Source organism: Ochrobactrum sp. XJ1, from assembly GCF_024701725.1.
In the GTDB taxonomy this organism is placed as follows: Bacteria; Pseudomonadota; Alphaproteobacteria; order Rhizobiales; family Rhizobiaceae; genus Brucella; species Brucella anthropi.
Genome location: NZ_VDGD01000009.1, coordinates 251512 through 263737 on the forward strand (window position 1 = coordinate 251512; position 12226 = coordinate 263737).

Below are 12226 nucleotides of genomic sequence, written 5' to 3' on the forward strand. Positions count from 1 at the left end.
TCAGATAATCTCCGCCACGCCACCATCGAGAACTGGCGCATCGCGCTCAACGGACCTGGCCGCGAACCTCACGCCGCCATCCACGGCCCAGTAGGAAAGAGCCAGTTGTTCGCCCGGAAAGAACGGTCCCGAGAACCGTGCGGCGAACCGTTTCAGGCGAGCCGGGTCGCCGCCGCAGAAACGAAGAACGACATCGTGGCAGACGTAACCAAATGTGTTGGCGCCGTGCATGATCGGTCTGTCGAAGCCGGCCTGCTTTGCAACATCAGGCTTAACGTGCAGCGGATTGAGGTCGCCGAGCAGTCGGAACAGGACGGGGCTGTCGGCACGCGTGGCGACCACCGCGGTCGATGTCGGCGCGGTTTCCGGAAGGCGAACCATTTCGAACGTCTCGCCCTGGCTTCCGCCGAAGCCACCGCCACCCATCACAAAGAGGTTGGAGTATGATGTGAAGACGACATCGTCACCGTCCTTGACGTCGGACTGGTGGAGAACGAAGGCAGGGCGTCCCTCACCCTTGTCGGTCAAACCCGCGATCCGGCTCTGCACTTGCACCGAGCCCCCGACCTTGAAAGGCTTGTGCATCCGAAGATCCAGCCCACCATGTACGACGCGCGGAAGATCGATGCCGCTTTCTTCCATCCAGCTGTCATCGAAGCACAGGTTCTGGCCGAAGCTCGGGATAACCTTCAAATAGTCCTCGTGGACGAAGGTCAGATCACCATCGGCGCCCGCGCCACAGCACAGCGCATAAAGAATGACGTCGCGGTCTTTATAGGACGCCGTTCGCTCTGCGAACTGGTGTTCTGTTATCCGCTTTGTGTTCAGGGGCGTAGCTTGAGTCATTGGGTGAATCCTCGTCTGTCACGAAAAGACCCTTGCATTTTGTTTTACAAATTGCAACATGGTGCCAGATAATGAAACGAATTTTTGCAAAGACGCAACCCCTCAGCCTTGATAGCAGTCTCGGTCTGGGCTGTATGGGATCGTGAAATCCAGATCTAAGAAAGCCACCCATGAACGAAGCCGTGATCGTCAGCGCATGCCGTACCCCCGTTGGAAAGGCCTATCGGGGAGCCCTCAACAACACGTCTCCGCAGCATCTTGCCGGCCATGCCATTCAGGCGGCGCTTGGTAGGGTTGCACCGCTTGACGAAATCGGCGCTTACGTTCGCGACGTCATTCTTGGCTGTGCCCTTCAGCAGGGGGCAACAAGCTTCAACGTCGGGCGTCAGGGCGCGCTTGCCGCTGGTCTTCCCGTTGCCGTTCCAGGGATGACCGTCGATCGGCAATGCTCTTCCGGTCTTATGGCGATTGGCATTGCCACAAACCAGGTTCGCAACGAGGGCGGTGGCATCGTGGTCGCGGGGGGTGTCGAAAGCTGCTCTGTCGTTCAGAACGAACATATGAACCTTTATAGAAGCCAGGATGAGGGCTTGGTCCGCAATCGTCCCGCTCTTTATATGCAGATGATTGAGACCGCCGAGATCGTCGCGTCGCGCTATGGCGTTTCGCGCGAGGTCCAGGACGAGTTTTCGCTTTTGTCGCAGCAGCGGATGGCTGCGGCGCAGCAAGAAGGCAGATTTGATGCTGAAATCGTCGGCATGGCTGTGCGCCAGCTTGTGGCGGACAAGGCCTCCGGCGAGACTTCGATAAAGGACAGGACCATCGATACGGACGAATGCAACCGCCCGACGACGACTCTGGAAGGGCTGTCGGCACTCGAACCGGTCCTCAAGAATGGTCAGAGGCTCGAGAAGGGCCAGGCGATCACGGCGGGTAATTCCAGCCAGCTGTCGGACGGTGCGGCCGCGGTCGTGGTCATGCAGGGTGAAGAAGCTGCCCGACGCGGTCTGAAGCCGCTGGGTGCGATGCGCGGTATCGAAGTTGCCGGCTGTGATCCCGACGAGATGGGCATTGGCCCTGTTTTCGCGATCCCGGCATTGTTGAAGCGGTTCAATCTGAACATCGACGACATCGATCTCTGGGAGATCAACGAAGCGTTCGCTTCACAGGCCGTCTATTGCCGCGATCGACTGGGGATCTCTCCCGACAAGCTCAATGTCGACGGCGGCGCAATCGCGATGGGTCATCCCTACGGAATGTCGGGCGCACGCATGGCGGCCCATATCCTTCACGAGGGAAAACGTCGTGGCGCCAAACTGGGCGTGGTTTCTATGTGCATCGGCGGTGGCATGGGTGCCGCGGGCCTATTCGAGATCTATTGATTGGAGCCGTCTATGACAAAAAGATCCCTGAGCGAGACCGTCTCTGCTGAAACGATTTCGGGCACGCTCGTTCTCCACGTCGATAACCCTCCTCTGAACGTCTTGTCGGCATCGGTTCGTCAGGGGCTTCTGGCTGGCCTTGATGCGGCAGCAGCCGACGGGGACGTCCGCTCCGTCGTGATTGTGTGCGAGGGAAGGACGGGCTTTTCCGGCGCAGATATCAGCGAATTCGGCAAACCGATCGCCGTACCCGATCTGCCGTCACTGATCGCCGCGATCGCGCAATCGCCAAAGCCGGTCGTTGTCGCGCTCAACGGGCGCACGCTTGGTGGTGGGTTCGAGTTGGCATTGGCTGCGAAGGGCCGCGCCGCGTTGGCAAACGCCTCCGTCGGACTACCGGAGATCAAACTTGGGCTGGTTCCAGGTTGCAACGGTGTTGCACAGGTCACCCGTATTGCTGGGGTGGAGACGGCCCTTGATCTGGTCATTTCCGGGCGCGAAGTGGGAGCCTCCGAAGCTCTTTCGATGGGCCTGATAGACATGGTCACCGATGGAAACCTGCTCGAAGTTGCCATTGCTCTGTCCGCCGGCGACAGCCAGCGCGCATCGGCATCTGTAGACACAGACGCCGCAGCAAAAATCGAGAAGTGGAAATCAAAGAATGGATTCCGCCTCAGGGGGCAGACCGCCCCGCTGGAAGCCCTCACGCTGATTGAAGCGGCCGCCACTGACCCAGCGCGCGATATGCGTGACGAGACGCTTGCCGCATTCGAACGCCTCGAAAAAGGCGAGCAGTCTGCCGCACTGCGGCACATTTTCAGCGCGGAGCGCCGTGTGAGGGATCTACCCATCCTTCCTGATGGGGCCTCAGAGCATCCGGTAAGCAAGGTTGGCGTTGTCGGTGCCGGCACGATGGGAAGCGGAATTGCCACGGCCATGCTGACTTCTGGTCTCGCAGTTGCTCTGTTCGACGTCGACCAGCGGGGACTCGAGCGAGGGCGCGGTCTTATCCAGGCCAATCTCGACGGCGCGGTCAAGCGCGGCAAGCTTTCAGACTTCGACAAGGATCAAGCCCTGGACCGCCTCAAGCTGGTGGACAGTCTGGAGATGCTGGGTGATGCAGACCTCATAATCGAAGCGGTTCACGAATCCATGCCGGTGAAGCTTGAAGTATTCCGCGAGCTGGATCGTGTCGCAAAAGACGGCGCTATCCTGGCGACCAATACGTCGTTTCTCGATATCGATGCGATCGCCTCTGCGACCGGCCGGCCCGACCGCGTTATTGGCATGCACTTCTTCTCGCCGGCCAATGTCATGCGGCTTCTCGAAGTGGTCCGCGGAGCCAAGACGTCGCCGGAAACGATCCGGGCGGCAATGACGCTTGGCCAGCGCATAGGCAAGATTTCCGTGTGCGTCGGCAATTGCCACGGATTTGTTGGCAATCGCATTCTCCTGCCACGCCAGACGGCTGCGGTTGAGCTCATGCTCGACGGGGCTTCTCCTTACGATATCGACGCGGCGATGGTCGAGTTCGGATTGCCGATGGGACCATTCCAGATGGCCGATCTCGCCGGTCTCGATGTCGGCTGGGACAAAGCCGGCAGTGCGGGTCGGACGATCGAGGAAGTCTTCTGCGAAGCAGAGCGTTTTGGTCGCAAGAACCTGCTTGGCTATTACGACTATGACACTGCAGGAAAATCACAGCCGTCCGAAGCTGCGCTGAAGCTGATCGCCGAGTTTCGTGAGAAAAGTGGCCGAACGGCTTCGCCAGCCGCGACCCTCGACAAACCCGCTTTGCTTGAGCGCCTCTTGACGCCGATGCTCGAGGAAGTGGGCCGTATCATCGACGAAAAGATCGTCGTTCGCCCCTCCGACATCGATGTGATCTGGGTCCATGGCTACGGATGGCCAGCCTGGCGAGGCGGCCCGTCCTACTACCGCGACCACCGTAGCGCGTGATTTATTCGAAGGAGTCCAAAATGAAAGTTCTTGTCGCGGTCAAGCGCGTACTCGACCACAATGTGAAAGCCAGACTGAAGCCCAACGGCGCCGGCGTCGAGCTTGCAAACGCCAAAATGTCGATGAATCCTTTCGATGAGATCGCCGTTGAGGAGGCCGTTCGACTGAAAGAAAAGGGCATTGCCAGCGAGATCGTCGTTGTATCGATCGGAACCAAGGCAGCCCAGGATACGCTTCGCACCGCTCTGGCCATGGGCGCGGATCGCGCAATCCTTGTCGAGGCGACACAGGATGTACAGGTCGACGTCGAACCACTGGCAGTCGCAAAGCTTCTGGCGACCATTGCGCGCGAGGAAAATGCCGGCCTGCTCATTCTCGGCAAGCAGGCTATCGACAATGATTTCAATGCAACGGGCCAGATGGTTGCTGCGCTCCTGGGCTGGGGGCAAGCGACATTCGTTTCGAACCTCGAAATCTCCGGTGATTGCGCCACGGCGACGCGCGAAGTCGATGCAGGTCTGCAGGTCATAAAAGTTGGGCTTCCGGCAATCATCACGACCGATCTGCGCCTGAATGAACCGCGTTACGCAAGCCTCCCCAACATCATGAAGGCGAAGTCCAAGCCACTTGCCATCAAGGCACCATCCGACCTCGGCGTCGACATTACGCCGCGATTGACGGTGTTGAAGACAATCGAACCTGCCGTCAGGCCGGCTGGGGTCAAAGTGCAGTCCGTCGATGAGTTGATCGCAAAGCTCAAGGAAGGAGCGTAATCTGATGACCATTCTCCTCGCATCTGAAACCTCGGGCGGTGTTGAAGCCCTTGACACTGTCGCCAAATCCCTGACTGCTCTCGGCGCGATAGGCGATGTCCATCTACTCGTCTTCGGCACGGCGGAATCAGCGGCGCAGGCAGCCACACTGTCTGGCGTCAGCAAGGTCCTGCATGCAGCAGACGAATCTTATGTCCATGGATTGGCGGAACCGGCCGCTGCGTTGATCGCCTCGTTGGCGCAGAATTACACCCATATTGCTGCGCCCTCGACGTCGTTTGGCAAGTCGACGCTTCCTCGTGTTGCAGCGCTTCTGGATGTCATGGTGATCTCAGATGTCAGCGCCGTAATCGACCAGGAGACATTTGAACGATCGGTCTACAGCGGTAGCGCCGTGCAGACGGTCAAGTCGGGCGATAGCATCAAGGTGTTCACCCTACGGACCGCCGGTCTTTCGGCGGTAGCCTCCGGTGGGAACGTCGCAATCGAGATTGTCAGCGGACCGGACGTCGCACTGTCCTCCTGGGTCGAAGATCAGGTCGTAAAGTCCGACCGACCGGAATTGACGTCGGCAAAGGTCGTTGTATCCGGTGGCCGTGGGGTTGGGTCGAAGGACAATTTCGCTTTGATCGGATCGCTGGCCGACAAGATGGGCGGCGCCGTTGGCGCTTCGCGAGCGGCAGTCGATTCCGGTTATGCGTCGAGCGAGCAGCAAGTGGGCCAAACCGGCAAGATCGTGGCGCCGGATCTGTATGTCGCCGTCGGCATCTCCGGAGCAATCCAGCATCTGGCCGGTATGAAGGACTCCAAGCTGATCGTCGCCATCAACAAAGACGAAGATGCTCCAATCTTCCAGATCGCGGATATCGGACTTGTGGGCGATCTCAACGAGATCCTTCCGGAACTGACTTCAAAGCTCTAAGGACTGAAGGTCACCTCATCATCTACAGTCGCGGCAGCTGCAATGCCGCGACCCTTGCTTGCATATGATCCTGCTTTGGTAACACCCTCAGGCAAACAACGGCCATATGAAGGAAACGATCACCAGCATCACAAGCCCCCAGGCCGACATCTTTTCCAATGCCGTGTAATCCTGCCATGCGCGCTCCTTGATTTTGAGGGCCTTATCGACGGCCTTGGAGGTCTTGCCGCAGTTCAGCATATCCGGTCCTCGTTTATGGTTTTGGGTTGGATTCGTGTTAGTTCTGCTTTGCGTTCCGCGCTCAAAGCTTCCGAAGCGACACGGTTTCAACCAGATGGTTTTCCGCCTTTTGCAGGATCAGATCGGCGCGCGGACGGGTCGGCAGGATATTTTCTCTCAGGTTCTTCAGGTTGATACCGTGCCAAAGGCGTTCCGCCATCTCGATAGCATCCCGCTCCGGCATGGCGGCGTACTTGTTGAAATAAGAGGAAGGATCGCGAAAGGCTGTCTCACGCAGCCTCTTGAAGCGATGCAGATACCACCGATGAATGTGCTCTTCGGCGGCATCGATATAGATTGAGAAATCGAAGAAATCCGAGACAATCGGAACGATGCGTCCGGTCGCTGGCAGCGCACGGGTTTGCAAGACATTGATGCCCTCGAAGATCAGGATATCTGGCCGATCAATGAGCGTGGTCTCGTTCGGGATCACGTCATAGGTCATGTGCGAGTACCGAGGTGCTCGGACGTCTCTCTGGCCAGCCTTGATCGCGGAAAGAAACCGGAGGATCGCGCCGATGTCGTAGCTTTCCGGGAATCCTTTCTTGTCCATAATGCCATCTCGGTTGAGCACTGCATTCGGCTGGAGAAACCCGTCCGTCGTGATCAGATCAACCTTGGGGCTGGACGGCCAGCGCGAGAGCAGCTCTTTCAGAATTCTGGCAACTGTCGATTTACCGACCGCGACCGACCCCGCAATACCGATGATGAACGGCGTCTTCGCGACGTCGTGAAGGTTTAAGAAACGATCCCGTTGCTTGAAAAGCATTTGCGAGGCTTCGACATGCGCCGACAGTAGACGAGACAATGACAGGTAAATGCGTCGCACTTCATCGAGGTCGATCGGATCTTCAAGGGACCGCAGTCTGCGCACCTCATCTGCTGTCAGCGTCAGCGGGGTATCGGCCCGAAAATCAGCCCACTGGCGTGCTGTGAAGCTGTGATAGGGCGAATAGTGCGACGATGGATCGTAGGGTTCCGCCGGCTCAGCTAAGGCGCTCATGTTCATGACAAGTGTACCTCTCTCCGAAACACAGCATCGTGGTGACGGTGGACCCGCTGGCGCGCGAACCAGGCGCGCGCCAGACAAGGCCCCTCGAAAGCCAGATCAGAACGCGCCGCCTTAGAGCCCCCGCCCCCTGCAAGCGCGATCAGTCGGTCGAGATCCAGACGCCTGAAAACAGTACCCGCGCGACAACGGCGAAGCGCGTTTGAGATCATCCGGGACTAGAAGCCGCCTTACTTGGCCGGCTTGGGCTGTGGCATTTCGACCGCGCCGTCGTTGCTCTTCCATGAGCCGAAACCGCCTTCGATATGTGCGACCGGGCTCAGGCCCATTTCCTGTGCAGTGCGCGTCGCAAGCGCGGAGCGCCAGCCAGAGGCGCAGTAGAAAACGAAGGTCTTGTCTTCCTGAAAAATCGGTTTTGCGTACGGGCTTTCCGGGTCAATCCAGAACTCGAGCATGCCACGCGTGCAGGAAAATGCACCAGGGAGCATGCCTTCGCGCTGCTGCTCGCGCGGATCGCGCAAATCAACGAACACGACGTCTTCACGACCGTGCATCGCTTTAGCTTCCTCGACGCTAACGGTTTTGACGAGGCTGTTAGCCTCGGCAACCATATCCTTGATATGTTTGGATATTTTCTGCGGCATTTCGCTCACTCCTGTTTTTTCTGCCCGATCCAGCCGGCGCCAAAGGGACGGATATCTGACAAATCCATTTAAACACGCATTGACAAGACGTGCAAATTAATAAAACGTGGTGCCGAATAATGAAACAAACATACGACAAGTTTCGACTGGGAAGGGTTTCAATGTCGCTTTCTTTTTCTGAAGATCAGCAAATGGTGGCCGATGGCGTTCGCGCCTTTGTCGAACGTGAGCTGATGCCGCACGAGGCTCTGGTCGAAGAGAACGACCATGTTCCTCCAGACCTATTCGCCGAGTTGAAGCAGAAGGCTATCGCGGCCGGCTACTACGCCATCAACATGCCGGAAGAACACGGCGGCGGCGGTCTGGGGCAGTCCCTGCGCGCAGCGGCTGAGATCGAATTTGGCCGGACCACCCGAGCCCTGTCGGTCATTTGCAATCGGCCAGCGCCGATTTTGAAGAACTGCAGCGGCGACCAGATCGAGACCTATCTCAAGCCAGTGATTTCCGGTGAGCGCTGGGAATGCTTTGGTCTGACGGAGCCGGGTGCCGGCTCCGACGCGCGCCAGATTGCCACAAAAGCTGTCAAGGATGGCGACGACTACATCATCAATGGCGAGAAGATCTTCATCACCATGGCGATGGTGGCGGACTTCATCATCCTCTTTGCCGTGACCGGCGTGGACGACACCCCCAAAGGACCGCAGAAGCGCATCACCTGCTTCCTCGTCGACAAGGACCTCCCGGGCGTTTCGGTCCGGCCGCTGGCCCTGCTCGGCAATCGCGGCTTCAAGTCCTGCTCGATCGCCCTTGAAGATGTCCGCGTTCCGGCGCGCAACATCCTCGGCGAAGAAGGCGGCGGCTTCAACATCGCAAAGAGCTGGATTTTTTCGGGCCGGATCATGCTGGCCGCAAACATGGTTGGTCTCGCAGAGCGCGCCATGGGAATTGCCGCAACTTACGCGAACACCCGTCGCGCCTTCGGCAAGACGATCGGCGAGTTCCAGGGCACGTCCTTCAAGCTGGCCGACATGGCGGTCGATATCCAGGCCACAAGCCTTCTGGTCCTGGACGGCGCCTCCAAGCTGGAAGCTGGGACGATCAGTCAGCGCGAGGCCTCGATCGTCAACCTGTTCGGATCGGAAATGGCCGGTCGCGTGACCGACAATGCCCTGCAGATCCTCGGCGGCATGGGCGTTTCCAAGGAATGGCCGATCGAACGGATGTGGCGTGACGTTCGCGTCGAGCGCATCTGGGAAGGCACGTCTGAAATTCATCGCGACATCATTGCGCGCGACATCCTTCGGGAATTCCGCGTATGAGCCGCATCAAGACGATCGTCAAAGACAAGGTCCTTGAGATCATTGTCGACCACCCGCCGGCCAATGCCTTCGACGAGCAGGCAAGCCGTGATCTCGACGCGGCGCTCACCCGCCTGAATGAGGATCCGACGCTGCGCGTGGGTATCGTCACAGGATCCGGCGAACGCATGTTCTCGGCAGGTTGGGATCTAAAAAGTGTTGCGGCCGGAAATGACGGCGAAGACTTCGGCCCTCACGGGTTCATGTCCCTGAACCGTCACGACATGATCAAGCCAGTCATCTGCGCGGTGAACGGCCTGGCGGTCGGCGGCGGGTTTGAGTTCGCCCTGAACGCGACCCTTGTTATCGCCGTGCCCGAGGCCGAATTCGGTCTGCCGGAGCTGCAGCGCGGTTTCATTCCAGAGGCCGGTGGTCTCTGGCGGGCACATCGTCGGCTACCGATCAACATCGCATCCGAGCTTCTGCTGACCGGTCGCCGGCTGACGGCCGAGGAAGGCCGTCATTACGGCTTCGTCAACAAGATCGTTGCGCGCGAAAAACTGATGGAAACGGCCCACGAGATGGCAGCCCAGATCATATCGGGCGCGCCGCTTGCCGTCGCCGCGCTGCTGGAAGTCACCCGCGAGGTCGAGAGCCTTCCGGATCGGGCTGCGTTCGAGCGCCTGTATGCCGGCCTGCCATGGCGGGACCGCTTGCGCACATCCGATGACTACAAGGAAGGCCCGCGCGCTTTCGCCGAAAAACGCCCACCCAATTGGACAGGGAAGTAAAAAAATGGATTTTGAAATTTCTGACGAACAGCGCCTGATGCGTGACAGCCTTCGCACGTTCCTGACGCGCGAATGCCCGATCGAATATGTTCGCGAATGCGACGAGCAGGAACGTTTTCCGATCGAACTCTACGAGAAGCTCGCGGCCGAAGGCTGGCTCGGCCTGCCGATCCCGGTCGAATACGGCGGCATGGGCGGTAGCTGTACAGATCTGGCCGTGTTCCTCGAAGAATTCGCCCGCCATTTCGAAGCTGGCGCCAACATCTATTACACGACCGTCGTGATCGCCACCGACGCCCTGGTTCATTTCGCCAGCGAAGAGCAGAAGAAGGACCTTCTGCCGAAGCTTGCAAAGGGCGAGATCCGCTTCGCGCTTTCGCTGTCAGAACCCAATTCCGGCTCGGACGCGGCATCGCTTCGCACCAAGGCTGTCCTTGAAGGCGACGAATGGGTGATCAACGGACAAAAGATGTTCTGCTCGGCAGCGCAGGTCGCCGACTACATCCTGTTGATGGCCCGCTCCGACAACGAGGCGCCCAAGCACAAGGGCATCACGATGTTCCTTCTGCCGGCCAAGACGCCGGGCGTCGAGATTCGCAAGCTGAAGAAACTCGGCCTCAAGCCGATGGACCTCAACGAGATCTTCCTCACCGACGTCCGCCTGCCCAAGGACGCGATCATCGGCGAAGCCAATCACGGTTGGACCAATGTTCTCAAGACGCTCGACTACGAGCGTTGCTGCCTGTCTGCCGTCAATGTCGGCGCCGCCCAGCACGTTCTCGATTACGCGCTGGAATATACGGGCCAGCGCGAGCAGTTCGGCCAGAAGATCAGCTCGTTCCAGCAGACGCGCACGAAGCTCGCCGATATCGATATGGAAATCGAGGCGGCCCGCCTGCTGCTTTACAGATCTGCCAACCTCGTCGACCGCGGCATTCCGAACAACAAGGAAAGCGCGATGGCCAATCTCTACTCGTCGGAAATGTATGTGCGCGCCGCGCTGAACGGCATGCGCATGATGGGTGGCTGGGGCTATCTGATGGAATACGACATGCAGCGCCATTTCCGCGATTCCAAGCTCGCCGAAATCGGTGGTGGCACGTCGGAAATCCTGCGCATCATCATCTCGCGTGAGCTGACGCGATGAGCAAGACGCCCGTGCTCCGACTAGGCACGCGTGCGGTCCACGCCGGCCTGACGCCGTCCGAGCATATGGGCGCCGTCACCACTCCGATCTATCAGTCGGCGACCTTCGTGGCCGCCGACACGGATGAACTGATGGCAATCAACACGGGAGCGAAGCGCGGATATGTCTATTCGCGCATTCGCAACCCGACCGTCGTGGCGGCGGAACAGAGGATCGCCTCGCTTGAAGAGTCGGAATCCTGCGTTTTGTTCTCCTCGGGAATGGCCGCGATCGTCGGTGCGCTGGCTCCGTTTCTGAAGACCGGCGACGATGTCGTCGTCCTGCCGGAAATCTACGGCGGTTCGCTTAAATACTTCCGCGACATCCTTCCCGGACAGGGAACGACGGTCACTTGGGCGAAATCGATTTCGCCTGATAACGTCGAAGCTGCAATCACGTCTCGCACGAAAGTCATCTACGCGGAAACGCCGACAAATCCCCTGGTTCGTATTGTCGACCTGCAGGCGCTTGGCAACATCGCCACGAAGCATGGCCTGAAACTAATCGTCGACGGTACGCTTGGCGGCCCCCTGAACCAGCAACCGCTCCAACTGGGCGCCGACCTCGTCGTCCACTCGGCATCGAAATATCTGAACGGTCATGGCGACCTGATTGTTGGCGCGGTTTGTGGTGGCCGGAGCCTCACCCGCGACGTGCGCAGCCATCAGCAGATCACCGGATCTATGGTCGATGCGCATTCAGCATGGCTTCTCATGCGCGGGATCGCCACGTTCGCTTTGCGCATGCGTCAGCACAATACCTCCGGCCTGGCGGTCGCGACGTTTCTCGAGTCTCACCCCAAGATCGATCGGGTCCTTTATCCGGGATTGCAGAGCCATCCGGATCACGCGCTTGCCGTTAAGACGATGCAGGGTTTTGGCGGCCTCATGTCGTTCGAAACCGATAGCCCGGAAACGGCGCGGCAGGTTGTAGACCGCACGCGCCTGTTTGGCATCGGGCCTTCAGTGGGTGGTGTGGAAAGCCTGATATCGCAGCCGGGCAATACTTCGCACTTCGCCGTGGCCGCCGAACAACGACTAGCGATGGGGATCTCCGATCGGCTTGTACGGATTTCTGTTGGCATCGAGGACACGGCCGACCTCATCGAGGACTTGCAACAAGCTCTGGAGAACTGAA

Annotated in this window: 12 protein-coding genes; 8 read left to right on the plus strand and 4 right to left on the minus strand. The window is 59.0% G+C overall.

The genetic code is table 11. The features are described 5' to 3' along the window. Positions 1–846: a MaoC/PaaZ C-terminal domain-containing protein gene (locus FG152_RS18155; protein WP_498987772.1), complete on the minus strand. Its 846-nt coding sequence runs from the start codon at positions 844–846 to the stop codon at positions 1–3. Positions 847–1016: 170 nt separating this feature from the next. Here FG152_RS18155 and FG152_RS18160 point away from each other — a divergent pair, with 170 nt between their 5' ends. From FG152_RS18160 to FG152_RS18175, 4 genes are read left to right on the plus strand one after another with little or no spacing between them, the layout of a single operon-like run. Beyond that, positions 1017–2228 (plus strand): acetyl-CoA C-acyltransferase, encoded by a 1212-nt coding sequence (locus tag FG152_RS18160; protein ID WP_498987774.1) that lies wholly within the window; start codon positions 1017–1019, stop codon positions 2226–2228. A gap of 12 nt (positions 2229–2240) precedes the next feature. Further along, positions 2241–4187, plus strand: coding sequence for a 3-hydroxyacyl-CoA dehydrogenase NAD-binding domain-containing protein (locus tag FG152_RS18165; RefSeq protein ID WP_498987776.1), 1947 nt, complete (start codon positions 2241–2243; stop codon positions 4185–4187). Positions 4188–4207: 20 nt separating this feature from the next. Further along, positions 4208–4960 carry an electron transfer flavoprotein subunit beta/FixA family protein gene (locus FG152_RS18170; RefSeq protein WP_498987779.1) on the plus strand — a complete coding sequence of 251 codons (753 nt, stop codon included), beginning with the start codon at positions 4208–4210 and terminating at the stop codon, positions 4958–4960. Positions 4961–4964: 4 nt separating this feature from the next. Next, complete coding sequence (locus tag FG152_RS18175) at positions 4965–5882, plus strand: electron transfer flavoprotein subunit alpha/FixB family protein (protein ID WP_498987782.1); 918 nt, start codon at positions 4965–4967, stop codon at positions 5880–5882. Positions 5883–5969: 87 nt separating this feature from the next. On the opposite strand, the gene FG152_RS18180 is transcribed toward FG152_RS18175, so the two are convergent. The 3 genes from FG152_RS18180 to FG152_RS18190 all read right to left on the minus strand — a co-directional run bounded on the left by FG152_RS18180 (position 5970) and on the right by FG152_RS18190 (position 7814). Continuing rightward, entirely contained in the window at positions 5970–6122 is a 153-nt protein-coding gene (locus tag FG152_RS18180; protein ID WP_498987784.1) for a hypothetical protein, read from the minus strand. 61 nt (positions 6123–6183) lie between these two features. Continuing rightward, complete coding sequence (coaA, locus tag FG152_RS18185; RefSeq protein ID WP_498987785.1) at positions 6184–7164, minus strand: type I pantothenate kinase; 981 nt, start codon at positions 7162–7164, stop codon at positions 6184–6186. A gap of 236 nt (positions 7165–7400) precedes the next feature. After that, on the minus strand, positions 7401–7814 hold the full coding sequence (locus tag FG152_RS18190; protein WP_498987787.1) for a rhodanese-like domain-containing protein: 414 nt from the start codon (positions 7812–7814) through the stop codon (positions 7401–7403). Positions 7815–7975: 161 nt separating this feature from the next. Between FG152_RS18190 and FG152_RS18195 the strand changes: the two genes are divergently transcribed. Genes FG152_RS18195 through FG152_RS18210 form a run of 4 tightly spaced genes read left to right on the plus strand, consistent with a single transcriptional unit; the run spans position 7976 to position 12225 of the window. Then, the gene (locus FG152_RS18195) at positions 7976–9133 is read left to right on the plus strand and encodes an acyl-CoA dehydrogenase family protein (RefSeq protein WP_498987790.1); all 1158 of its coding nucleotides are present in this window, start codon (positions 7976–7978) and stop codon (positions 9131–9133) included. After that, complete coding sequence (locus tag FG152_RS18200; protein ID WP_498987792.1) at positions 9130–9903, plus strand: enoyl-CoA hydratase-related protein; 774 nt, start codon at positions 9130–9132, stop codon at positions 9901–9903. The genes FG152_RS18195 and FG152_RS18200 overlap by 4 nt, the downstream gene beginning before the upstream one ends. Before the next feature lie 4 nt (positions 9904–9907). After that, positions 9908–11050, plus strand: coding sequence for an acyl-CoA dehydrogenase family protein (locus FG152_RS18205; protein ID WP_498987795.1), 1143 nt, complete (start codon positions 9908–9910; stop codon positions 11048–11050). Continuing rightward, a complete protein-coding gene (locus FG152_RS18210) occupies positions 11047–12225 on the plus strand; it encodes a trans-sulfuration enzyme family protein (protein ID WP_498987798.1) in 1179 nt (392 codons plus the stop codon). The genes FG152_RS18205 and FG152_RS18210 overlap by 4 nt, the downstream gene beginning before the upstream one ends. The last annotated feature ends 1 nt before the right edge of the window (position 12226 follow it).

Excerpts from the sequence above, each read along its gene's own strand:
- FG152_RS18155 (WP_498987772.1), bottom strand. The coding sequence starts at position 846 with ATGACTCAAGCTACGCCCCTGAACACAAAGCGGATAACAGAACACCAG.
- FG152_RS18160 (WP_498987774.1), top strand. The coding sequence starts at position 1,017 with ATGAACGAAGCCGTGATCGTCAGCGCATGCCGTACCCCCGTTGGAAAG.
- FG152_RS18165 (WP_498987776.1), top strand. The coding sequence starts at position 2,241 with ATGACAAAAAGATCCCTGAGCGAGACCGTCTCTGCTGAAACGATTTCG.
- FG152_RS18170 (WP_498987779.1), top strand. The coding sequence starts at position 4,208 with ATGAAAGTTCTTGTCGCGGTCAAGCGCGTACTCGACCACAATGTGAAA.
- FG152_RS18175 (WP_498987782.1), top strand. The coding sequence starts at position 4,965 with ATGACCATTCTCCTCGCATCTGAAACCTCGGGCGGTGTTGAAGCCCTT.
- FG152_RS18180 (WP_498987784.1), bottom strand. The coding sequence starts at position 6,122 with ATGCTGAACTGCGGCAAGACCTCCAAGGCCGTCGATAAGGCCCTCAAA.
- coaA (WP_498987785.1), bottom strand. The coding sequence starts at position 7,164 with ATGAGCGCCTTAGCTGAGCCGGCGGAACCCTACGATCCATCGTCGCAC.
- FG152_RS18190 (WP_498987787.1), bottom strand. The coding sequence starts at position 7,814 with ATGCCGCAGAAAATATCCAAACATATCAAGGATATGGTTGCCGAGGCT.
- FG152_RS18195 (WP_498987790.1), top strand. The coding sequence starts at position 7,976 with ATGTCGCTTTCTTTTTCTGAAGATCAGCAAATGGTGGCCGATGGCGTT.
- FG152_RS18200 (WP_498987792.1), top strand. The coding sequence starts at position 9,130 with ATGAGCCGCATCAAGACGATCGTCAAAGACAAGGTCCTTGAGATCATT.
- FG152_RS18205 (WP_498987795.1), top strand. The coding sequence starts at position 9,908 with ATGGATTTTGAAATTTCTGACGAACAGCGCCTGATGCGTGACAGCCTT.
- FG152_RS18210 (WP_498987798.1), top strand. The coding sequence starts at position 11,047 with ATGAGCAAGACGCCCGTGCTCCGACTAGGCACGCGTGCGGTCCACGCC.